Genomic DNA, 21954 nt, shown 5'->3' with positions numbered 1-21954 from the left:
GTGTCTCGCATCGCCATGCTCGCCGCCGTCGCGACCGCAGGGGTCGTGCTCGCCGCCCCGGCCAGCGCCTCCCTCGCCTCCTCCCAGCCGTCGCGGCAAAGCACCCCCCTTCCCCCCACCTCCTCTGGAACGTTCCAGAACGCGTCCTCCTCGCTGCCGGGCAGCGCCAAGGAGGAGACCACGACGGCCCGCCTGACCTCGCCCATCGTCACGTTGACCGCGGCGGACGTCCAAGCCGCCCGCGACAAGAAGACCTCTCTCCCCGCCTGGAAACAGGCACTCAAGTTCGCCCTCGACAAACGCGGCACCCCGTACGTGTGGGGCGGCACCACCCGCAAGGGCTACGACTGCTCCGGCCTGACGTTGAAGGCCTACCAGCACGCCGGCATCCAGCTCCCCCGCACCGCCGCACAGCAGTACCAGGCGTTCTCCCGGAAGATCTCCTGGAAGAACCTCAAGCCTGGCGACCTCGTCTTCTTCCACAACCTCGGGCACGTCGGGATGATCTCCAAGCCCGGGTACATGGTCCACTCCCCGCACACGGGTGACGTGGTCAAGGTGGAGCGCCTGTCGGCCTGGCGCCGCACCTCCTTCGTCGGCGCCGTCCGCCCCGACCCCAAGGGCGTCAAGGCGTGGGCCGCCATGAAGGCCGAGCGCAAGGCTCCCGCACCGGCCAACATCCCCGCGGCCACCATCCTGTGACACCCGTTCGGTGACACCTGTCCCGTGACCCACTGCCGGTGGGCCGGACGCGGCCGACGGTCGCGCCCGGCTCACCGGCATGACGGGGATCAGGCGTGGGTCAGCGGCGGGCCGGCCGCGTGCAGGAGGAGCGGGGGGAGGTCAGCGCTGGTCGGCGGCCTGCGGGGCCCCGCCGTTGTCGCGGCGGTCCAGCGCGGTCTGGACGGCCTCGGCCGCCTCGTCGTCGCGCTCCTCGGCGCCGTTCCAGGAGTACATCTCATACATGTGGTTCATCTCATTTCGCAGGGCGTCGTACAGACGGAAGTCGGATCCCGGCCGAGCATGAGCTCGCAGCACGGGGACACGGACCAGGCGATGGGGCTGACGGCCGACGCGACGCCACACCGCGGCGGGTCGCCGGCCTGCCCTAACAGGCCCCGCCGCGGCAGGTAATGAGTACGAGAACCTGGCGCATTGCTAGCAATGTACCTTCCGGCCTCCGGGCTGTCTCCTTGGACGTCCTAATATCTCGCATCGTGAGACAAAAACGACCGCCGCCGGACAGATGCTGTCCGGCGGCGGTCTTCGGGAGGGGGACGGCCCGTCAGCCGTCGAGGTCGACCGAGCGGCCGCTGTCCGCGCCGATCTCGGCGACGATCTGCTCGACCACGTCGGCCGGGATGGCCGTGTCGACGGTCAGCGCGATGAGCGCCTTGCCGCCCTTGACGTCCCGGGCCACCTGCATCGAGGCGATGTTGACGCCGTGCTCGCCGAGGAGTCGGCCGACGACGCCGACCACGCCGGGCCGGTCGGTGTAGGTGAAGAACGACAGGTGCTCGGTCGGCTCGATCTCCATCTCGTAGCCGTTGACCTCGACGATCTTCGTGATCTGCCGCGGGCCGGACAGCGTGCCGGACACGGAGACCTGCCGGCCGTCGGCCAGCACGCCACGCACGGTGATGACGTTGCGCCAGTCGGGGCTCTCGGAGCTGGTCACCAGCTCCACCGTGACACCGCGGTCCTTGGCGAGCAGCGGCGCGTTGACGTACGTCACGGAGTCCTCGACCACGTCGGTGAAGACGCCCTTGAGCGCGGCCAGCTCCAGCACCCGCACGTCCTGCGAGGCGATCTCGCCGCGCACCTCGACGTCGAGCTTGGTGGCCACCTCGCCCGCCAGGGCGGTGAAGACGCGGCCGAGCTTCTCGGCGAGCGGCAGGCCCGGCTTGACGTCCTCGGCGACGGCGCCGCCCTGGACGTTGACGGCGTCGGGCACGAACTCGCCGGCCAGCGCGAGCTTCACGCTGCGCGCCACCTGGGTGCCGGCCTTCTCCTGGGCCTCGTGCGTGGAGGCGCCGAGGTGCGGCGTCACGACGACCTGGTCGAGCTCGAACAGGGGGCTGTCGGTGCAGGGCTCCTTGGCGAAGACGTCGATGCCGGCGCCCGCCACGCGACCCTCCTTGATCGCGGTGTAGAGCGCCGCCTCGTCGACGATGCCACCGCGGGCCACGTTGACGATCCGCACCGAGGGCTTGACCTCGTGCAGCTCCTTGTCGCCGATGAGGCCGACGGTCTCCTTGGACTTGGGCAGGTGGACGGTGATGAAGTCGGCCTGCTTGAGCACCTCTTCGAGGCTGAGCAGCTTGACGCCCATCTGCGCGGCGCGGGCCGGCGGCAGGTAGGGGTCGTAGGCGATCAGCTCGACGCCGAACGGCTGGAGCCGCTGCGCCACGAGCTGCCCGATCTTGCCGAGGCCGAGGATGCCGACGACCTTCTCGTCGAGCTCGACACCGGTGTACTTGGACCGCTTCCACTCGCCGTTCTTCAGCGCGGCGTGGGCCTGGGCCGTGTTGCGGGCGCTGGCCAGGATGAGGGCGACGGTCTGCTCGGCGGCGCTGGTGATGTTGGAGGTGGGCGCGTTGACGACCATCACTCCGGCCTTGGTGGCCGCCTCGACGTCGACGTTGTCGAGGCCCACCCCGGCGCGGGCGACGACGCGCAGCTTGGGCGCGGCGGCGATCGCCTCGGCGTCCACCTGCGTGGCGGAGCGGACGATCAGCGCGTCCACGTCGGCGAGCGCGGGCAGCAGCTGCGAGCGGTCGGCGCCGTCGGTGTGGCGGACCTCGAAATCGGCGCCGAGCACGGCGAGGCCGGCCTCGGACAGCTCCTCTGCGACCAGGACGACGGGCTTTGTCACGGATGGATCCTTAAGGCGAGCGGCGGGCTAGGGGCACGTCGGCGAGCCCCTCGGAGTCCCACAGAGTGTATCCGCGCTTGTGAACGCGTTCACGAGGGACCCGGAATGTGAGACGGACGCCGCCCTACCCGCGGACGGCCAAAGTCATCCACGTCGCGTCCATCTTTGTCTTGATCGGGGGATTTCTTCGCCATTAGCCTGATAAGCCGTGGCCCACTACCTATGGTTCGTCATATGAGCATCGGGAATCCTGCGCTCGCCGACGTGCTCGTCCAGCATGGTGCCCCGCACCTCCTGCTCGCGGCCCTCGCCGAGGGCGGAGTCCTGGTGGCCGTGCGACCCGACCGGTCCGTCGTCCTGGGCACCACGCAGGCCGGCGACCGGGTCCTGCTCGGATACACCGGCCCCGGGACCTACGCCAGGCACCGCGGCTGCCATTCCCTGTCGGCCTGCGACGCCGACACCATCCTCGACATCCAGCGCGTCACGGGCGTGCGGGAGATCGTCATCGACGCCGCCGGGCCCGCCGCGGCCGCCGTGCCGATCGACGACCTCCAGCGGTTCCTGACCTCGACGCGCACCGGGCCGACGCCCGTCCTGTCGGGCGCCGCCCCCGCCGCCTACGCGACCGGCGCCATGGCCATGGTGTCGCGCGGGGCCCCCGCGCTCGCCCAGGTGGCGCCGCCGGCTCCCGAGGCGCCGCAGATGCCGTGGATCCCCGCGCCGCGCCCGCACCTGTCGGGCCCGATGCAGCAGGTCGATCCCGGCTACCGGCGCTGCACGCACCCCATCCTGCCCGCGCTGCGGCGCGCCATCGCGCACCTGCTGATGGACTACCCGCTGGTCCACCACGTCTGGATCTCCGAGGCCCGCACCGCCTCGGGCGTCCCCGGCATCATGCTGCACGTGAAGGTGCACATGTCGGCGGCCGAGGACGTCGTGCGCGACCTGCACCGCGGGGTGCGCGCCCGGCTGCCGCAGTTCGCGGCGAGCGGGGCGCCGATCCTCATGGCCCGCGTGGCCGACGCGCGCAGCGAGCGCCGGATGATCGAGATCGGCGCGCACGTGGTGTGCGCGAGCGTCACCGACTAGCCGTCCGCGCCACCCGCGAGCGTCACCGACCAGCCGCCCGCGCCACCCGCGAATGTCGCCGAGCAGCCGCACGGGCGCCGCCCCCTCGGCCGGTGGCCGTGCGGGTGGCGCCGGAACTGGGCCCTACCGAACAAGGGCTCGCTCGGTTTAGATGAGGGCATGATCACAACGCCCACCGTCTCCAGGGGCGTGCGCCTCGGCTACGGCGTCGGTTCGTTCTGCACGGCCACGTTCAACGCCGTGCCCGGTCTGCTGCTGCTGTACTACATGACGAACTTCCTGGCCGTGCCCGCCTGGCTGGCCGGGACCGTGGTCGCCGCCCCCAAGGCGTGGGACCTGGTGATCAACCCGCTCGTCGGCCGCTGGTCGGATCGCACCACGTCGCGGCTGGGCCCCCGGCGCCCGTGGCTGCTGGCCGGCGCCTGCACGCTGCCGGTGGCCTTCTTCCTGGTCTTCGCCGGGCCGCCGCTGACCGGGCTGCAGGCCGCCCTGTACGTCGGGGCCTGCTTCATGGGCGCCGCGACGGCGTACGCGCTGTTCGAGGTGCCGTACAAGGCGATGCCCGCGGAGATGACCGGCGACTACCACGAGCGGACCTCGCTGCTGCAGTGGCGGATGGTCTTCATCGGCGCAGCCACCGTGATCAGCGGCATCGTCGCCCCGGCGATCGTCAACAGCGACGGCCCCAGCGGCACCCTGGACAGCTACCGGCTGATGGCGGTGACCATCGCGGTGGTCCTGCTCGCCTCGATGCTCGGCTCGTTCTTCGGCACGGCCCGCGCCCCCATGACCGGGGCGCCGGAGCCGGACGCGGGCAGCCTGCGCGAGCAGTTCGCCGCGGCCCGGGGAGACTCGGCGTTCGTCTGGCTGCTGGGGCTGAGCTGCGCGCAGATGACCGCGGTGAGCATGCTGCTGGCCGGCGCGCCGTACTTCGCCTCGTACATCCTGGACGACCCCAAGGCGACGAGCACGCTGTTCGCGGTCATCGTGGGCCCCATGCTGCTGGCCATGCCCGCCTGGGTGTGGCTGGCCAAGCGGTACGACAAGCGGGGGGCGATGATCCTGGCCGGGCTGCTGTTCGGCGGCGGCACGCTGGCCGCCGCCGCCACACCGGTCTTCGGGTCCTGGTACGCGCACGCGGCCATGCTGGTCGTGGGCATGGGGTACGCGGGCGTCCAGCTTCTGGAGTTCTCGATGCTGGCGGACGTGATCGCGGCCGACGCCGAGCGGACGGGCAAGCGGCGGGCGGGGGTGTTCACCGGGCTGTGGACGGCCATCGAGAGCGGGATCAGCTCGTTCGGGGCGCTGATCTTCGGCGGCGTCCTGTCGCTGGGCGGCTTCCTGGAGTCGGACGCCAGCCGGCCGGTCCAGCAGCCGGACGGCGCCGTGACCGCGATCCTCGTCGGGGAGACCGCGGTCCCGGCGCTGGTGCTCTTCCTGTCGGTGCTGATGACGCTGAAGTACCGGCTCAGGCCAGGCGGCGTGCCGGCGCCCAGCGCGTCCGCGTGAACACGCCCGCCACCAGCGCGGCCAGCAGCGGCAGCCCGAGCACGATCGCGGCGACGTAGAGCCACGGGACCGCGACGACGTCGGGGACGCTCACGGTCGTCCAACCCGGCGAGAAGTTGAGGGTGTGGCTGCCGGGAAAGGTCACCGCGAGCCCGGCGACCAGGCCCGCCACCAGTCCCACGAGCGTGCCGGTGCTCGCGATGAATCCGGCCTGGGCCGCCACGACGAGCCGGCGGGTCCGTGGCGCGGCGCCGACCGCCGACAGCGTGTCGAGATCACGGCGCATGTCGGCGGCCGCGAGCCCGGTCGCGGCGAAGGTGCCACCGAGCACCAGGACCAGGGCCAGGCCGAGGGCGGGCACGAACACCAATGCGTAGCGGCTGTGGTAACCCGTCTCGGTCCATGTGCTCGCCCGCTGGTCCACCGCGGACAGGTCCCGCCGGAACCGATCCTCGTCGGCAGGGCGGTGGCGGAGGTACAGCTCCCGCTCGACCGGCGTGAAGCCCGCCTTGGTGAGCACCGCAGGGGGGACGATGACGCCGCCCTGCCGCGCGTGGGCGCCCCGTGCCACCACGGCCGCCACCGGAATCCGCTTGAGGCGGACAGAGCCGATCTTCGGGGGCACGCCGATCTCCAGCATGCCGTCGCGCAGGAGCCGCCCGTCGAAGACCACGGCCTTCCCCTGCGCCAGGGCCGACGCCGCGCGGGCGTCGCGCCGCCCCATCTGCAAAACGAGCAGCCGCTCGTCTCCGATCATCACATCGTCTCCGCCGCATTCTACGAGCCGGCACGACTGCGAGCTCCGCATGAGCTGCGCTGTCAGCGCGTTGCCCTTGGCGTCGATCACCATCTGCCCGGGGACCGCTTCCACGCCTGGAAGCTGTCTGTGGAGAGCGTCCTTGATCCTGGCCCAGGTCGCGTCGTCGATCGGGTCGAACACACGAACCTGAGTGGTGCCGATGCGCATCTGGGGCTGGAAGCGCGCCTCGCTGCTCGCGTCCGCGCTGGCGGCGCCGACGCCCACCGCGACCGCCGCCATGGTGGCCGCCATGACCGCCGCCGAGGCCGACGCCGTGCGGACGCGGTGACGGACCGCGTCGCGCACGGACAGCCGGGCCGGAAGGGGCAGCCGGGGGGCGAGCCGCCCCAGGAACCGGACCAGCCACGGCATCAGCGCGACGAGACCGAGCACGACCAGGACCGAGGCCATCACGACGGGCAGCGCGCCCCGGCGCACAGCGAACACCGCCGCCCCCGTCGCCCCCAGGCCGAGCAGCAGCAGGACAAGCCCCAGGACGGGCCGGCCCCCACGGCCGCGGATCTCGCCCACCTCGCCTTCGCGGCCCGCCAGCACCTGGGCCGGGCTCTGCCGGGCGGCCTGCACCGCCGGAACCACGGCCGCCACCAGAGCGCTGACCAGGCCCAGCGCCGCGACGCCGAGCACCTGCGCCCACGGCACGTCCAGCGGCCCCAGCGACATCCCCGACCGTGCGACGAAGGGGGTGACGAGCCAGGCGCCGCCGATCCCGGCGGGGACGCCGAGCAGAAGGGCCGCGCCGCCGAGCACCAGGCCGTCCGCCAGCACGATCGTCCTGAGGTGGGCGGCCGACGCGCCCTGGGCGGCGATCACGGCCAGCTCCCGCCTGCGCCGCCGTAGGCCCACGGCGAAGGCCGGGCCGGCCAGCAGGACCGTCTCCATGACGACGATGACCACGTCGGTGGCGATCCAGAGCAGCTCGTCCTTGTCCAGACCGTGGTCCCGTATGAAGGATCCCCTGGGCGGTTCGGGGGCCTCGATGACGGCACGGGACGACACCCGCAGCCCCTCGGCGTTCAGCCTGCGCACGTCACGCCACTGGAGCGGCGCGGGCGTGTCGGCGAGCCAGGAGTTGGGAGCGTTGTCCCGGCTCAGGACAGCGCCGGGAAGCGCGAGGACCTCCAGGTCGCCGGGCCTGTTCGGGTTCTCGGCTATGCCGACCACCCGCCGGGGCCGGTCCCATCGGGTGACCTTGAGGGTCTCGCCCACCCGTACCCCCGCGTCCGCGAGCGGCGGCGTGATGGCGATCTCATCCTGCGTGGCGGCGAACCTGCCCTCGACGAGCCGGCGCATGCCTCGGGTGAGCGGATCGCGCAGATCCCCCTCCAGGAGCCGCACCGGGTCGTAGCCGTCGGCCAGGCGCGCCTCCACCTCGTCGGTCCGGAGAGGGACCAGCCGGGGGCCGCCGAGGACGGCGCGGAGCATGTCCGTCGTCCACTGCTTCGGCTCGCGCTCCTCCGCGTCCTGCTTGCCCCTGACCTGCCAGCCGTCGCCGGAGACGTCCTGGATGATGGCGGTGCTGGAGGACCCCACGGCGAAGATCCGCGCGTCCGCCGCGCCGAGCTGCGTGGTCAGCCCTTCGAGCGGGTCGACGTCCAGCGTGCGGTAGCCCGTGAACAGGGCCGTGAACACGAGCACCGGTAAGCCGATCATCACCATGATCAGGGCGCTGCGTCCCTTGAAGCGCAGGGCGTCCCTGCGGGAGATCCGCAGGGCGGCGGTGAAGGCGCTCATCGGGCGCTCTCCAGGCGGACCGCGCCCGCCTCCACGATCTCGCCGTCGCGCAGGTAGACGACACGGTCGGCCCAGCCCGCGTACCGGGACTCGTGGGTGACGAGCAGCACCGCCGCGCCCGCGTCGCAGCGCTCGCGCAGCAGGCCCAGGATGTCGTCGCCGGTCGCCGTGTCGAGCGCGCCGGTGGGCTCGTCGGCCAGCAGCACACTCCGCTCCCCCGCCAGCGCCCGCGCGATGGCGACCCGCTGCCGCTGTCCCCCCGACAGCTCCTCGGGGAACCGGTCGGCGACCTCTTCCACCCCGACCTCGGCGAGGACCGTCATCGCCTCGGCCCGCGCCCGGCCCGTGCGCACCCCGTCGAGCTCACGGGGCAGCATCACGTTCTCGGCCGCCGTGAGCGACGGGATGAGGTTGAGGTCCTGGAAGACGTAGCCGACCTCGCGGCGCCGGAGCGCGGCCAGGTCCTTCACCGCGGCGAGGTCGGTGTCGCCGATCGTCACGCTCCCGGAGGACGGCCGGTCGAGGCCGCCCGCCACGTTGAGCAGCGTGGACTTGCCCGAGCCCGAGGATCCCATCACGGCCACCAGCTCGCCGCGCGAGACCTCGAGGCTCACCCCCTTGAGCGCGTGCACGTCGCCGTGGACGCGTGTCACGTCCCGCAACATCACCACAGTCATGCCTTCTTCTCCCTCAGAACGGCCTCGCAGTGGTCCAGCCAGCGCTGTTCCGCCTCGGCCTTGAAGATCAATGAATCGAGGACGAGCCGTTCGGCGAGCCCGCCCGACGCGGCCCGCTTGGCCCGCGTGAGCTTCTGCAGCGCCCCCATGGCGGCCAGGCGCTGGGCCTGGACGACCGCCTGGACGTCCACTCCCCCCGTGGCGACGGCCATGGCGAGCTTGATGGCCAGCTCGTCCCGAGGGCGGTCGGCCTGGTCGACGGGGGTGCCGAACCATCGCTCCAGCTCCTCCCGACCGGCCTCGGTGATCGTGTAGACGGCCCGGCCCTGATCGTCGGTGCCGCCCGGGGCGACCAGGCCGTCACGTTCCATCCGAGAGAGCGTCGTGTAGACCTGGCCGATGTTGAGCGGCCAGGTCGCCCCTGTCGACGCCTCGAATTCCACCCGGAGCTGGTAGCCGTACCTCGGCCCCTTGCTCAGCAGTGCCAGTAGTCCGTGCCTGATCGACATGGATACTGAGTATGCATACCGAGTATGCCCCACGCAAGGCGAACGCCGGAACGGCCGCGGAATCCGGGGTTTCTGGACACGGAACGCGGAGTGGGCCGATACTCGGGGCATGAGCTCGACGCATCCACCGTTTCGCGCGTCCGACGGGGAACGCGATCGCGCGATCGGCGAGCTTCGCGACCGGGCCGTGGAGGGACGCATCTCCCACGACACCTTCATCGGCCGGGTGGACGAGGCCCTGCGCGCCCGCAGTCGCGACGAGCTCGACCGCCTGGTGGCCGACCTGCCCCGGCGCCGGTCGCTCCGGGAGCGCGTGACCGACATGGTGTCCTCGGCCTCCGACTTCACCACCGGCCTGCGCGCCGCCTGGCGCAAGCCCCGCCTGCCCCGACTGGCGCTGCCCGAGGACGACCGCGCCCGCTACGTGGTGGGCCGGGGCGCGGCGTGCGATCTCGTCCTGTCCGACCTCACCGTCTCGCGCGTGCACGCCGAGCTGCGGCGCGAGGAGGGCGGCGGGTGGATGCTGGTGGACCTCGGCTCGCTCAACGGCACGCGGCTGAACGGCTGGCGGCTCGTCGGACCGGCCCGGGTCACGTCGGGCGACGAGATCTCCTTCGGCGACTGCGGCTTCCTCGTCACCTCCGGCCCCCCGGCCGCCTGACCCCTCCGGCCCGCGGGGCGGCGAAAGATACGGATATTTGCGGATTACACGGCGTCTGCGCTGCTCGATGATCCAGGGCGAGACCCCCAGCCCTTTGGAGACTCCATGCGGCGCACCTCAGCCTCCCTCGTCGCGGGCGCGCTCGTCGCGGCCCTCGCGTGGGCGTCCAGCCCCAGCACGTCCGCGATCGCGCTCGAACCGTCGCCCGGCGTGGCCGACCTGGCCCAGGACATCAACCAGATCCTCGCCGACTCGCGACTGACCATCGCCCGGGCCGGCGTGGTGGTCAAGAGCGCCGCCACCGGCGAGGAGCTCTACTCCACCGACGCCGGCAAGCAGATGATCCCCGCCTCCAACACCAAGCTGTTCACCTCGGCCGCCGCCGCCGAGACGCTCGGCCTCGACTACCGCTTCCCCACCACGGTCCTGTCCGCCGGCCGCAAGATCGGCTCCGCGCTGACCGGCGACCTGGTGCTGCGCGGCACCGGCGACCCGACCATGCTGGCCGAGGACTACGACGCGCTGGCCGCCAAGGTCGCCGCCGCGGGCATCAAGGTCGTCACGGGCAAGCTGGTCGCGGACGACACCTGGTTCGACTCCACGCGGCTCGGCAGCGACTGGGCGTGGGACGACGAGACCGCGTACTACGCGGCGCCGATCTCGGCGCTGACCGCCTCGCCCGACCGCGACTACGACGCCGGCTCGGTGATCGTCTCGGTGGCCGCCGACGGCGACAAGGTCAAGGTGTCGACCACCCCCGAGACCGACTACCTGAAGATCGTCAACAGGGCGACGGTCGGCTCGTCCACCGACGTGCTCATCGAGCGCCAGCACAACAGCCGGACCGTCGTCATCACCGGCACCGTGGCCGACCCGTACCAGGAGTGGGTCGCCGTGGACGACGCGACCGCCTACGTCTCCTCGCTGTTCCGCAAGGCGCTGACCAAGCACGGCGTGCGCGTGCTCGGCCCCACCGTGACCGGTGCCGCCCCGTCCGGCGCGGCCGAGCTCGGCAAGCACGAGTCGATGCCGCTCGGCGAGCTGCTCGTGCCGTTCCTGAAGCTGAGCAACAACATGCACGCCGAGATCCTCACCAAGGCGATGGGCCGCAAGGTCTCCGGCAAGGGCACCTGGTCGGCCGGCCTCAAGGTGTCCACGGACTTCGCCAAGGCGAACGGCGTCCAGGTGATCAACATGCGTGACGGCTCCGGCCTGTCGCGGCGTGACGGCTTCTCGCCTGGCTCGATCGCGCAGCTCCTGACCGCCGTACGCGGCAAGCCGTGGTTCAAGACCTGGTACGAGGCCCTGCCCATCGCCGGGAACGCCGAGCGCTTCGTCGGCGGCACCCTGCGCAGCCGGATGCGCAACACCCCGGCCGCCGGCAACGTCCACGCCAAGACGGGCTCGCTGACCGGCGTCACGTCGCTGTCGGGGTACGTGACCAGCGCCGAGGGCGAGCCGCTGGTCTTCTCGATCATGCTCAACCAGTTCCTGTCGGGCTCGCCGAAGGACATCGAGGACAAGATCGCCATCCGCCTCGCCCAGTTCTCCCGCACCGCCACGGTGGACGCCACGGCGCAGCTTCGCCAGGCCGCGGTGGACGCCCCTGACCTGGAGTGCTCCTGGCTCAAGCCCGCCGAGTGCTGACCCGGCCCGGAACGTAGTCACCCACCTCGGCCCGAGCCTCCGTCCGCGTGACGGGGCTCGGGCCGAGCCGTTCGGGAGCGCCTCGGACGCCTTCACCGAGGTCACCGGACGTCCGGGGCGCCGTTCTCACATGTTCGCCTATCCGGTGATCAGCGTCTTGACGGCGAGTTGCTCCTCCCCCGCGGGCCCGTCGAGGCGGATCTCCAGCTCCCAGACGCCGCTCATCGGGAACAGCTCGCCCACGGCCACGAAGCGGCCGGGCTCCCGCTCGGTGGCGGAGATCTCGGGTGTGGAGTGTCCCATCTCGGCCATCACCGCCGACAGGGCCACGGTGTCGGCGTCGCCCCTGCTCACCCTGATCTCCACGGTGACCCGGCCGGGAGCCGCGTCCGCGATGACCACGGTGACGGCGTAGCGGGTGCCCGTGGTGGTCACCTCGACCGGTTCGGCGGCCGTGCTCCTGCCCACCACGAACAGCGCCACTGCCGCGACCACGAGCGCGGCCACGGCCGCCACATGCCACCCCCTGATCACTGGCTCTCCGATGCGGTCACGTTCACGGTGAGAGGGACGGTCACGATGCGGTCGGCGGTGGCGTACTGGATCCAGGCGAGGTACCGGCCCGGTTCGGGGAAGCTGAAGGTGAAGCGCACCCGGGACCCCGGGGCGCCCATCTCGTGCACGTGGCCGAAGAAGTCGCCGTCCATGCTGCGTATGAGCAGGTGCCCGGTCATGCCGAGCCAGGTCCGCACGCCGGCGGGGATGTCCAGCTCGATCGTCGTGAGCCGGCCCGCGACAGGCGTGCCGGGTTGCAGCCGCGGCGTGGCGGTCGTACCGGCCTGCGCGGCGGGTGCGCCGGTACCACCCGGCTCCGTGGCCGTGTCGGCCTTCTCCGGTGCCTGGGCCGTCCCTCCAACGGTGAAATCCGCGGCGACGAGTTGCCCGCCGGAGTTCTCCCGTTCGAGCTCGGCGTGCGCCAGGTACCGGCCGGGGCGGTCGGCGGTCAGTCTGACCTCCAGGTGCCCGGGTGCCGTGCGCAGCGGGTGCACGTGGCGGAAGTAGCGTCCGTCCTCGCTGGTGACGATCACGTGGGCGAGCGCCTCGTGGTGCGCGGTGAGGTCGTCGACGGGCCGCCCGGTGGAGCCGTCGACGAGATCGGCTCGCAGGGTGAACTCCTCCCCCGCCGCCGGCCGGGCCGGGACCGTCTCCATGCGGATCTGTGCGTACGGCCGCCCCTGCGCGGTCGTGGAGGTGGGGGCGGCGCCGGCGGGCGCGGGCGGCGGCACCCGCGACGCGAACACGACGACCATGGCGGCGACCGTCACCCCGGCCGCGGCGCCCCCGGCCAGCGCCATCGCCGGTCCCGGGCGGGCCAGTGCCCCGGCGAGCAGGCCGCCCACCAGCAGGATCGCGGCCACGAACAGGCCGCCGTAGATGAGGAAGTCGCCCGCCGACTGGCGTTCGACGAGGACGCGGAACGGGATGACGGCGACCTCGCTCCCGGCGCTCAGTCTCAGCTCGTGCGGCCCGGTCCGCTGCACCTGGAGCTGCGTGTACTGCGGGTCCGCCGTCGCCTGGGCGGTGCCGGTCACCGTGCGGCCGTCATCGAGGGAGCGGACTTCGAGGCCGAAGCGCAGGCCGGACACCGGCTGGTAGGCGACGACGCCGATCCGCAGCGGCCCCGGCACCCGGGTTGTTCCCTTGACCACCACGGTGACCTCGGCGCCGGCGATCGTCTGGGCGATCCGCAGGTCCGCCCCCGCCGTGACGTTGTGCGCCGCGGCGGGGCCGGCCCACGCCAGCACGAAGACGGCGACGAGGCACAGAACTCGGATCATGCCCGCTCGGCGTCGGCCGCGCCGGGCGGAACCGGCTCGGCGGTGACCTCGCGGCGCGGTACCGGCTCGGCGCTGACCGCGTTGGGCAGGAACAGCGCCCCGAGCGCCAGCCCGATCAGCCCGGCGATGATCGGCGCGCCGGTCCACAGCTCGGGCACGGCGGGCAGGCCGCCCCCCGTGGCCGAGGCGACCCCGATGTACAGCGACCAGGTGGCGAAGGCCGACAGCCCGGCGAAGGCCCAGAACGCGGCGCGCCGCTCACCCGACGGCCGCAGCCGGCGGATCAGCAGGTCGCTCACGAACCCGGCGGCCACGAACGACAACAGGATCGGCACGTTGCGGAACGCCGTCTGGGCCCCCGGCATGAGCACCATGATCAGGTACATGACGGTCACCGAGCCGAACGGCAACCTCCAGCGGCGCACCAGCAACAGCACCGGGCTGAGCATGATGACGTTGGTGACGACCATCGCGACCGCCACCCGGTCGGCGCCCGGACCCACCGGCCGGGGGCCGGCGCCCGAGTCCTGCAGCATGGAGAACGCCTGGACGATCCCCTGGGACTGGTACTGCAGGGCGTCGCCGTACGACAGGAACAGCGACACCAGCGTGGTGGCGAACGCGAGCCCGATCAGCGCAGGCAGCAGGCGGCCGAGCGACGGCTGGGCACCGATGTCGGGGGCGTTCCACGCCGAGCGCAGCGGTGTCGTGATGATGAGCATCATCGTCACGACGAGGCCGAGATGTGACGGGCTGAAAAGAATGTTGATGGTCGTCTCGATGCCGAGAATGGTGTGCCACATCATGTCGGCGAGTCCGAAGGCGGCGAACGCGGGAATCGCCACCAGCCCGGCGAGATAACCGATGGGGACGGCCGCCATCCCCTGCCGCCCGACGCGCATGTTCCGCCAAACCTGCCAGATGATCCAGGCGGACACGACGGCGAAGCCGGAATAGAACACCGCGTGCCATGGAGTGAAGAAGGTCTCCAGGCCCCCCAGGTTGGTGTGCGCCCAGGCGTCGATCATCAGTCCGACCCCGAACCAGATGCCGAGCAGCGCCATCACCAGGTCTGTCCTGGGGGACACCCATCCGCGGGGTTCCCCCGTATCCACCATGAATCGCCGAACGCCGGCGGCTAATGCCACTTCATGAATCCTTTCCGTCAGGTCACAGCTCTTTATCGAGATGTCGGGGCGGCGGCGAGAAACCGCGTCATGAACCCCAAACGGCGTTGATCCTAATGGCTGCCGGCCGCTGCGCGCGGATGTGGCTTTCATAAATCTGCGGCCGTCGTAATTGCCCTGCGCCGTCTTTTGCCTGATCGTCGAGCCGCCGTGGGCCCGCCGGACGCGGGACTTCGCCGCCGGCTGAACCCCGGCGACCGGCCCCGCGTACCTCTGACTGCCGACTCCATGCCCCGGCCCGCGCCGGCCCGGCGTCGGCCCCGCCTCGGTCCCGCCTTCGGGACCGCCTCGGGACCGCCGAGCCAGGGAGCGCCTGGCCCCACCGAGCGCGTCACCGCGCCCGGTTCCCACCGCCCGCCACGGCGCTCCCTTCCCGGCGGGCCCGGCCGCGCCTCCCCCGCACACGGACCGCGGCCGGGCCCGCCCCATTCCTCCGCTATGCTCTCGATCCGTAAGGTGCGGCGAGGCACGCCTGGGCGTGGTCTCGTGCCGGGACTTCCGGCCGGCACGACGTCCCCACAGCGGGTGAACGTCTGAGTCTCTCGAGAACAGAGAGTGCTTCGCCATGCCGCAAACCGGCACCGACATCCGCGTCTCCGCCCGCTGGCGGATCTTCGCCGTCATCCTCGTCGCCGACATCCTCGACCTGCTGAGCACGACGGTCACCAACATCGCCGCCCCGTCCGTGGTGCGCGACCTGCACGCCCCACCCTCGCTGACGCCCTGGCTCGGCTCCACCTACGCGCTGGCGCTCGGCTCGATCCTGGTGATCGGCGGCCGGATCGGCGACCGGTACGGCCAGCGCCGTGCCTTCCTGGCCGGCACGGCCGGGTTCGCCGTCGCGTCCCTGCTGTGCGCCCTCGCCTGGAGCCCTGAGTCGATCATCGGCGCGCGACTGGCCCAGGGCGTGTTCGGCGCCCTGCTCATCCCGCAGGGCTTCGGCATCCTGCTGCGCGTCTTCCCGCGCGAGGAGCTCGGCCGCGTCTTCGGGCTGTTCGCGCCGCTCATGGCCGTCGGCTCGATCAGCGGCCCGCGGCGGCAACCCGCTGCTGGAGCCGTCGCTGTTCCGCAACCGCGGGTTCATCGCCGGAGTCCTGGTCGGCGCGCTGTTCTTCGCGGCCGTCTCGGGTCTGCTGTACGTCTCGTCCCTGTACCTGCAGGACGGGCAGCGGCTCGAACCGCTGACGACCGCGGGGACGATGGCGCCGCTGTCCGTCGGCATCATCGTGGCCTCGTTCTCGGCGCGCGGCCTCATCACCCGGCTCGGCCGCCGGCTGGTGGCGATCGGGCTCGCGCTGACGGGTGCGGGTGTGCTCTGCTACCTGGCCGTCGTGGCGGCTCCGGGGCTGTCCACGTGGGTTCTGACGGCGCCGTTGCTCGTGTGCGGGCTCGGGATGGGCTGCTGCTTCGGCTCGATCTTCGCGGTGGCGCTCGGCGACGTCGGCGTGGACGAGTCCGGCAGCGCCAGCGGGGCGCTCAACGCCGTCCAGCAGCTCGCCAACGCGTTCGGCGCGGCCGGCGTCTCGACGGTCTTCCTGACCGTCAGCACCGGCCAGGACGCGCGGTCGGATGCGCTGCTCACGCTGTGCGGCGTCCTCGGGGCGATCGTGCTCTGCGCGCTGTGCCTGCCGCTGCTGCCGAAAGCCGCGGCGGCCGGCCACCACTGACCACCCGGACCACCAGGCCTACCAGGAGCACCCGGACCCGCCTGGGCCGCCCGGACCCCCCTTGGCCGCCCGGACCCGCCTCGGCCGCCCGGGATCGCTCCCCCGGCAGGAGGTGAGCGACCCGGGCCCGGGCGGGAAGGAACCCTGGTGGGAGTCCATGACCGTTGGGGGTGGACGGTGCACTGGCATGCCTACGCCTGGGTCGGCGACGGCGAGGAGCGCGAGCGGGAGGAGGAGCGGCGGCCCGGCTCGCCGGAGTTCGGCGCCTCGGACGTGCCGCCCATGCTGACCGGCGACTGGCTGGCCCGGCCGGCCTCCCGGATCGCCGCGACCTTCGACGAGCCCGGCCCGGCGCTGGAGTGGCTGGCCGCCCAGTACCGCCGGGCCGGGAGGTCCTTCCCCCGCCCGGACCGGGTGGGCCTGCGGGTCCGGCTCGACGGGGCCGCCGACGCGCTGCCGCGCGGGGTGGACGTGGTGTGGGGCGAGTGGCTGACGGGCGGGCGGTTCGCGAGCATCGCGATGGTCTGCTGCCCGAACCGCCACACCGCGCATCCGTGCCCGATCCGCCGCCCCGCCGCCCACCGCCGGTGAACGCCGGTCGGAGGCGCCGGTCAGGGGCCGCGGGACAGGACGAAGACGAGGGTGATCAGCGGTGTCATGACGACCAGCGCCACCGACCGCAGCAGATGGCGGCCGGCATGAACGTCTGCTCGACGGTCCTGAACAGCACGAACGCGCCCGCCACCGCCATGGCGGCGACCATCACGGCGGTGAAGCCGATGGCCGCGTCCCGGACCGTATTCCCACTGGCCACGGAGAACATCGTGGCCGTGGTGTCACGGGGCCGACTCGTCGCCGGCGCCCTCCCCGGCCGCCGGCCGTGACGTCACGGACCTGAGCGCCAGGTACAGGTCGGTGCGGTCGCGCATCGACGACATGCGCCGCCCGGTCAGCTCCTCGATCCGCTGCATCCGGTAGCGCAACGTGTTGACGTGCACGTACAGCTCGTCGGCGGCCCGTTGCCACGACCCGCACGTCTCCAGGAAGACGTCCAGCGTGCGCAGCAGCTCCGAGCCGTGCCGCGCGTCGTACTCCTCCACCGGCCCGAGCACGTGCTCGCGGAAGGTGCGCCGCACCCCGCCGGGCAGCGCGGCGAGCAGCAGGTCGAAGCTCGCGACGTCGGCCACGGACATCACCGAGACGGGTCCCTCGCCGTCGAGCGCCGACTCCATGCCGCGTCGCGCCGTCTCCAGCGCCTCACCGAGCTGGGACGCGCGTCGTGGCCGGTCACGACGGTGAGGCTCATGTCGTCACGCGCCGACAGGTCCGCCAGTCTCATGCAACACCCCCGATTTCCCGAAATTTGATGTTATGCCAGGTCAGGGGGCAACAGTTCAGAGGTTCGCACGATACCGCGACGGCCCCCGGTCCGGTTTACTCGGTCCCATGCGGCCCAAAGCGGAACTCCACCTGCACATCGAAGGCACCCTGGAGCCGGAGCTCGTCGTCGAGCTCGCCCGGCGCAACGGCGTCGAGCTGCCCACGTTCGACACCGAGGAGATCCGGGCCCGGTACGACTTCGCCGACCTCCAGTCGTTCCTGGACGTCTACTACGACAACCTCGCGGTGCTCCGCACCGACCAGGACTTCCACGACCTCGCCGCCGCCTACCTGCGCCGCGCCGACCAGCAGGGCGTACGGCACGCCGAGATCTTCTTCGACCCGCAGGCGCACCTGACGCGCGGCGTCCCGCTGGAGGCGGTCTTCTCCGGGCTGGCCGCGGCGTTCGACGAAAGCCCCATGTCCACCGCCCTCATCCTGTGCTTCCTGCGCGACCGGGGAGCCGAGGAGGCCGAGACCGTGCTGCGCGCGGCGCTGCCGCACCGGGAGCGGTTCATCGGCGTGGGGCTGGACTCGGCGGAGGTGGGGCATCCGCCGTCGCTGTTCCGGCGCGTGTTCGACATCGCCGCCGGCGAGGGGCTGCGGCGCGTCGCGCACGCCGGCGAGGAGGGCGGCCCCGACTACGTGTGGGAGGCGCTGGACGTCCTCAAGGTCGAGCGCGTCGACCACGGCATCCGCGCGATGGAGGACCCGAAGCTGGTGGCGCGGCTGCGTGAGGAGCGGATCCCGCTCACGGTGTGCCCGCTGTCGAACGTGCGGCTGCGGGTCGTGCCCACGCTGCGCGACCACATCCTGCCCGCGATGCTGGACGAGGGGCTGCTGGTGACGGTCAACTCCGACGACCCGGCCTACTTCGGCGGGTACGTGGAGGACAACTACCGGGCGCTGCGCGACGAGCTGGGCGTGACGGACGACCAGCTCGACCGGATCGCCCGCGACTCCTTCGAGGCGTCGTTCGTCCCCGTGGACGTCCCCGCCTCCTGAGGGCCGCCGGCGCGGGGTGCCCCCCGCGCCGGCTGCCACGATGTCAGGCCTTGAGCCAGCTCATCATCGGGCGCAGCTTGGCGCCCGTCTTCTCGATCGGGTTGTCCGCCAGCTCCTCGCGGTAGCGCGAGAAGTCCTTCTGGCCGCCGTCGAACTCGTCGACGAGCTGCCGGGCGAACGTGCCGTCCTGGATCTCACCGAGGATGCGGCGCATCTCCTGACGGGTCTCGTCGGTGATGACGCGCGGGCCGCGGGTGTAGCCGCCGTACTCGGCGGTGTCGGACACCGACCAGTACATCTTCGAGATGCCGCCCTCGTACATGAGGTCGACGATGAGCTTCATCTCGTGCAGGCACTCGAAGTAGGCGACCTCCGGCTGGTAGCCGGCCTCGATCAGCGTCTCGAAGCCCGCCTTGATCAGCTCGGACACGCCACCGCACAGCACGGCCTGCTCGCCGAACAGGTCGGTCTCGGTCTCCTCGGTGAAGGTCGTCTTCAGCGCGCCGGCGCGGGTGCCGCCGATGCCCTTGGCGTACGACAGGGCGAGGTCGAGCGCCTTGCCGGAGGCGTCCTTCTCGACGGCGACGAGACACGGAACGCCGCGGCCCGCCTCGAACTGGCGGCGCACGAGGTGGCCGGGGCCCTTGGGGGCCACCATGCACACGTCGACGCCCTCGGGGGCCTCGATGAGGCCGTAGCGGATGTTCAGGCCGTGGCCGAAGAACAGCGCGTCGCCCTCGACGAGGTTCGGCGCGACGTGCTCGGCGTACAGGTGGCGCTGGATGTGGTCCGGCGCCAGGATCATCGTCAGGTTGGCCTCTTCGACAGCCTCCGACGGGGTGAGGACGCGCAGGCCGTCGTTCTCCGCCTTCTCGCGGCTCTTGGAGCCCTCGGGAAGGCCGACGCGCACGTCGACGCCCGAGTCACGCAGGGAGAGCGCGTGGGCGTGGCCCTGGCTGCCGTACCCCAGCACGGCCACGTGACGCCCCTGGATGATCGAGAGGTCGGCCTGGTCGTCGTAGAAGATCTCGGTCACTTGCATAAAACCTTTCAGGCGGTACGGTCCAGTGCCCTGAGGGACCGGTCGGTGATGGAACGGGCTCCGCGGCCGATGGCCACCATGCCCGACTGGACGAGCTCCTTGATGCCGAACGGCTCAAGCACCCTGACGAAGGCCTCGAGCTTGTCGGTGGTGCCGGTGACCTCGATGGTCACGGCGTCGGCCGCCACGTCGACGCAGCGGGCGCGGAAGAGCTGGACGAGCTCCAGCACGGAGGAGCGGTTGTCGGCGTCGGCCTTGACCTTGATCAGCATCAGCTCGCGCTGGACGCACTGGGCCGGGTCGAGCTCGACGATCTTGAGCACGTTCACCAGCTTGTTGAGCTGCTTGGTGACCTGCTCCAGCGGGAGCTCCTCCACGTTGACCACGATGGTCATGCGGGAGATGTCGTCGTGCTCCGTCGGGCCGACGGCCAGCGAGTCGATGTTGAAGCCCCGCCGGCTGAACAGCGCCGACACCCTCGCGAGCACGCCGGGCTTGTTCTCCACAAGCACAGACAACGTGTGCCTACTCATCCTCGTTCTCCCACGTCGGCGCCATGTCACGGGCGATCTTGATGTCGTCGTTGCTGGTGCCCGCCGCCACCATCGGCCACACCATCGCGTCCGCGTGGACGACGAAGTCGATCACGACGGGCACGTCGTTGATCTCCATGGCCTTCTCGATGATGGCATCGACGTCCTCGGGCCGCTCACACCGCAGCCCCACACAACCATAGGCCTCCGCCAGCTTGACGAAGTCGGGGATGCGGCGGACGGACTGCAGGTCGGTGTTGGAGTAGCGCTTGTCGTAGAACAGGGTCTGCCACTGGCGGACCATGCCCAGGTTGCCGTTGTTGATGACGGCGATCTTGACCGGCACGCCCTCCAGGGCGCAGGTGGCCAGCTCCTGGTTGGTCATCTGGAAGCAGCCGTCGCCGTCGATGGCCCACACGGTGGCGTCGGGGCGGCCCATCTTGGCGCCCATCGCAGCCGGGACGGCGAAGCCCATCGTGCCGGCGCCGCCCGAGTTGATGAACGTCCCCGGCTTCTCGTACTGGACGAACTGCGAGGCCCACATCTGGTGCTGACCGACGCCCGCCACGTAGAAGGCGTCGGGCCCGACGATCGCGCTCAGCCGCTCGATGACGTACTGCGGGGCGAGCGAGCCGTCCTCGAACTCGTCGTAGCCCAGCGGGTAGGTCTTCTTGTAGCCGTTGAGCAGCGCCCACCAGGCGGCGTAGTCGCCCTGCTGGCCGGACGACTCGATGGCGGCGATGAGGTCGCCGATGACCTCCTTGCAGTCGCCGACGATCGGGACGTCGGCGTGGCGGTTCTTGGAGATCTCGGCCGGGTCGATGTCGGCGTGGACCACCTTGGCGTGGGGGGCGAACGTCGACAGATTGCCGGTCACCCGGTCGTCGAAGCGCACGCCGAGACCGATGATCAGGTCCGACTTCTGCAGCGCGCCCACCGCGGCCACGCTGCCGTGCATGCCGGGCATGCCCATGTGCTGCGGGTGGCTGTCGGGGAACGTGCCGCGCGCCATCAGCGTGGTGACCACGGGGATCTCGGTCAGCTCGGCCAGCCGGCGCAGCTCGGCCGCGGCGCCCGCCTTGTGGACACCGCCACCCACGTACAGGACGGGGCGCCTGGCCTCGGCGATCAGCTTGGCGGCCTCGCGGATCTGCTTGGAGTGGGGACGGGTGACGGGGCGGTAGCCGGGCAGCTGCATGACCGGCGGCCACGAGAACGTGGTCTCGGCCTGCAGCGCGTCCTTGGAGATGTCCACGAGCACAGGTCCGGGACGGCCGGTGGAGGCGATGTGGAACGCCTCCATGATCGTGCGGGCGATGTCGGCCGGGTCGGTCACCAGGAAGTTGTGCTTGGTGATCGGCATCGTGATGCCCGAGATGTCGGCCTCCTGGAAGGCGTCCGTCCCGATCATCGGGGAGGCCACCTGGCCCGTGATCGCCACGATCGGCACGGAGTCCATGAAGGCGTCGGCCAGCGGGGTGACCAGGTTGGTGGCGCCGGGGCCGCTGGTCGCCATGCAGACACCGACCCGGCCGGTCGCCTGGGCGTAGCCCTCGGCGGCGTGACCGGCGCCCTGCTCGTGCCGTACGAGCACGTGCCGGACCTTGGTCGAGTCGTAGAGGGGATCGTAGGCCGGGAGGATGGCGCCGCCCGGGATCCCGAACACGGTGTCGACTCCGACGTGCTCCAGAGCCCTGACGAGGGCCTGTGCACCTGTCATCCGTTCGGTCATCGGCTCGTTCCTTGCGTGGCTGTCTCTTGAGGACATAAAAAATGCCCCT

21 protein-coding genes and 1 pseudogene are annotated in these 21954 nt (G+C 71.6%); 9 read left to right on the top strand and 13 right to left on the bottom strand.

Features of this window, described 5'->3' with window-relative positions; translation table 11 throughout:
* Positions 1 to 702 (top strand): C40 family peptidase, encoded by a 702-nt coding sequence (locus AB0H64_RS04740; RefSeq protein ID WP_357620123.1) that lies wholly within the window; start codon positions 1 to 3, stop codon positions 700 to 702.
* A 141-nt stretch (positions 703 to 843) separates the two neighbouring features.
* On the opposite strand, the gene AB0H64_RS04735 is transcribed toward AB0H64_RS04740, so the two are convergent.
* Together AB0H64_RS04735 and serA are read right to left on the bottom strand one after the other, a co-directional pair.
* Complete coding sequence (locus AB0H64_RS04735; RefSeq protein WP_310708763.1) at positions 844 to 966, bottom strand: hypothetical protein; 123 nt, start codon at positions 964 to 966, stop codon at positions 844 to 846.
* 319 nt (positions 967 to 1285) lie between these two features.
* On the bottom strand, positions 1286 to 2875 hold the full coding sequence (gene serA / locus AB0H64_RS04730; protein ID WP_357620120.1) for a phosphoglycerate dehydrogenase: 1590 nt from the start codon (positions 2873 to 2875) through the stop codon (positions 1286 to 1288).
* Positions 2876 to 3109: 234 nt separating this feature from the next.
* Here serA and AB0H64_RS04725 point away from each other — a divergent pair, with 234 nt between their 5' ends.
* Positions 3110 to 3967, top strand: a complete 858-nt coding sequence (locus tag AB0H64_RS04725) for a hypothetical protein (protein ID WP_357620118.1) — start codon at positions 3110 to 3112, stop codon at positions 3965 to 3967.
* A 159-nt stretch (positions 3968 to 4126) separates the two neighbouring features.
* The gene (locus tag AB0H64_RS04720; protein WP_357620116.1) at positions 4127 to 5476 is read left to right on the top strand and encodes an MFS transporter; all 1350 of its coding nucleotides are present in this window, start codon (positions 4127 to 4129) and stop codon (positions 5474 to 5476) included.
* Here AB0H64_RS04720 and AB0H64_RS04715 read toward each other — a convergent pair.
* Genes AB0H64_RS04715 through AB0H64_RS04705 form a run of 3 tightly spaced genes read right to left on the bottom strand, consistent with a single transcriptional unit; the run spans position 5436 to position 9213 of the window.
* Positions 5436 to 8027: an ABC transporter permease gene (locus AB0H64_RS04715; protein WP_357620114.1), complete on the bottom strand. Its 2592-nt coding sequence runs from the start codon at positions 8025 to 8027 to the stop codon at positions 5436 to 5438. The genes AB0H64_RS04720 and AB0H64_RS04715 overlap by 41 nt on opposite strands.
* Positions 8024 to 8704, bottom strand: a complete 681-nt coding sequence (locus AB0H64_RS04710; RefSeq protein ID WP_357620112.1) for an ABC transporter ATP-binding protein — start codon at positions 8702 to 8704, stop codon at positions 8024 to 8026. Before AB0H64_RS04710 ends, AB0H64_RS04715 begins: the two co-directional genes overlap by 4 nt.
* Positions 8701 to 9213, bottom strand: a complete 513-nt coding sequence (locus tag AB0H64_RS04705) for a PadR family transcriptional regulator (protein WP_357620110.1) — start codon at positions 9211 to 9213, stop codon at positions 8701 to 8703. Before AB0H64_RS04705 ends, AB0H64_RS04710 begins: the two co-directional genes overlap by 4 nt.
* Positions 9214 to 9322: 109 nt before the next feature.
* Here AB0H64_RS04705 and AB0H64_RS04700 point away from each other — a divergent pair, with 109 nt between their 5' ends.
* Together AB0H64_RS04700 and dacB are read left to right on the top strand one after the other, a co-directional pair.
* Positions 9323 to 9874, top strand: a complete 552-nt coding sequence (locus tag AB0H64_RS04700) for a DUF1707 and FHA domain-containing protein (protein ID WP_357620108.1) — start codon at positions 9323 to 9325, stop codon at positions 9872 to 9874.
* 105 nt (positions 9875 to 9979) lie between these two features.
* Entirely contained in the window at positions 9980 to 11521 is a 1542-nt protein-coding gene (dacB, locus tag AB0H64_RS04695) for a D-alanyl-D-alanine carboxypeptidase/D-alanyl-D-alanine-endopeptidase (protein ID WP_357620106.1), read from the top strand.
* Positions 11522 to 11659: 138 nt separating this feature from the next.
* Here dacB and AB0H64_RS04690 read toward each other — a convergent pair whose 3' ends face one another.
* The 3 genes from AB0H64_RS04690 to AB0H64_RS04680 are packed head-to-tail and all read right to left on the bottom strand — an operon-like array spanning position 11660 to position 14447.
* Entirely contained in the window at positions 11660 to 12055 is a 396-nt protein-coding gene (locus tag AB0H64_RS04690) for a hypothetical protein (protein WP_357620104.1), read from the bottom strand.
* Positions 12052 to 13359, bottom strand: a complete 1308-nt coding sequence (locus AB0H64_RS04685; protein ID WP_357620102.1) for a hypothetical protein — start codon at positions 13357 to 13359, stop codon at positions 12052 to 12054. The genes AB0H64_RS04690 and AB0H64_RS04685 overlap by 4 nt, the downstream gene beginning before the upstream one ends.
* Positions 13356 to 14447, bottom strand: coding sequence for a hypothetical protein (locus AB0H64_RS04680; protein ID WP_357620100.1), 1092 nt, complete (start codon positions 14445 to 14447; stop codon positions 13356 to 13358). The genes AB0H64_RS04685 and AB0H64_RS04680 overlap by 4 nt, the downstream gene beginning before the upstream one ends.
* A gap of 664 nt (positions 14448 to 15111) precedes the next feature.
* Between AB0H64_RS04680 and AB0H64_RS04675 the strand changes: the two are divergent.
* The 3 genes and pseudogenes from AB0H64_RS04675 to AB0H64_RS04665 form a co-directional block, all read left to right on the top strand.
* A pseudogene (locus AB0H64_RS04675) lies at positions 15112 to 15519 on the top strand (MFS transporter); the annotation flags it as partial.
* Complete coding sequence (locus tag AB0H64_RS04670; protein WP_357620792.1) at positions 15419 to 16213, top strand: MFS transporter; 795 nt, start codon at positions 15419 to 15421, stop codon at positions 16211 to 16213. The pseudogene AB0H64_RS04675 and the gene AB0H64_RS04670, both read left to right, overlap by 101 nt.
* A gap of 147 nt (positions 16214 to 16360) precedes the next feature.
* Positions 16361 to 16804, top strand: a complete 444-nt coding sequence (locus AB0H64_RS04665; RefSeq protein WP_357620098.1) for a hypothetical protein — start codon at positions 16361 to 16363, stop codon at positions 16802 to 16804.
* 64 nt (positions 16805 to 16868) lie between these two features.
* Here the strand turns inward: AB0H64_RS04665 and AB0H64_RS04660 are convergent, their stop codons facing one another.
* Together AB0H64_RS04660 and AB0H64_RS04655 are read right to left on the bottom strand one after the other, a co-directional pair.
* Positions 16869 to 17027, bottom strand: a complete 159-nt coding sequence (locus AB0H64_RS04660; protein ID WP_357620096.1) for a hypothetical protein — start codon at positions 17025 to 17027, stop codon at positions 16869 to 16871.
* A gap of 22 nt (positions 17028 to 17049) precedes the next feature.
* Positions 17050 to 17445, bottom strand: coding sequence for a helix-turn-helix domain-containing protein (locus AB0H64_RS04655; RefSeq protein ID WP_357620094.1), 396 nt, complete (start codon positions 17443 to 17445; stop codon positions 17050 to 17052).
* Between the two features lie 214 nt (positions 17446 to 17659).
* On the opposite strand from AB0H64_RS04655, the gene AB0H64_RS04650 reads away from it, so the two are divergent.
* Positions 17660 to 18598, top strand: coding sequence for an adenosine deaminase (locus AB0H64_RS04650; RefSeq protein WP_357620092.1), 939 nt, complete (start codon positions 17660 to 17662; stop codon positions 18596 to 18598).
* Between the two features lie 43 nt (positions 18599 to 18641).
* Here AB0H64_RS04650 and ilvC read toward each other — a convergent pair whose 3' ends face one another.
* From ilvC to AB0H64_RS04635, 3 genes are read right to left on the bottom strand one after another with little or no spacing between them, the layout of a single operon-like run.
* Positions 18642 to 19625 carry a ketol-acid reductoisomerase gene (ilvC, locus tag AB0H64_RS04645; RefSeq protein WP_357620790.1) on the bottom strand — a complete coding sequence of 328 codons (984 nt, stop codon included), beginning with the start codon at positions 19623 to 19625 and terminating at the stop codon, positions 18642 to 18644.
* Positions 19626 to 19648: 23 nt separating this feature from the next.
* Positions 19649 to 20173 (bottom strand): acetolactate synthase small subunit, encoded by a 525-nt coding sequence (gene ilvN, locus AB0H64_RS04640; protein WP_357620090.1) that lies wholly within the window; start codon positions 20171 to 20173, stop codon positions 19649 to 19651.
* Positions 20166 to 21905 (bottom strand): acetolactate synthase large subunit, encoded by a 1740-nt coding sequence (locus AB0H64_RS04635; RefSeq protein WP_357620088.1) that lies wholly within the window; start codon positions 21903 to 21905, stop codon positions 20166 to 20168. Before AB0H64_RS04635 ends, ilvN begins: the two co-directional genes overlap by 8 nt.
* Between the last annotated feature and the right edge of the window lie 49 nt (positions 21906 to 21954).

It is taken from the genome of Nonomuraea sp. NPDC050733, from assembly GCF_040654215.1.
Lineage (GTDB): Bacteria > Actinomycetota > Actinomycetes > Streptosporangiales > Streptosporangiaceae > Nonomuraea.
Note: the sequence above shows the minus strand (reverse complement) of the source record. Positions and strands in the feature narration are given on the sequence as shown.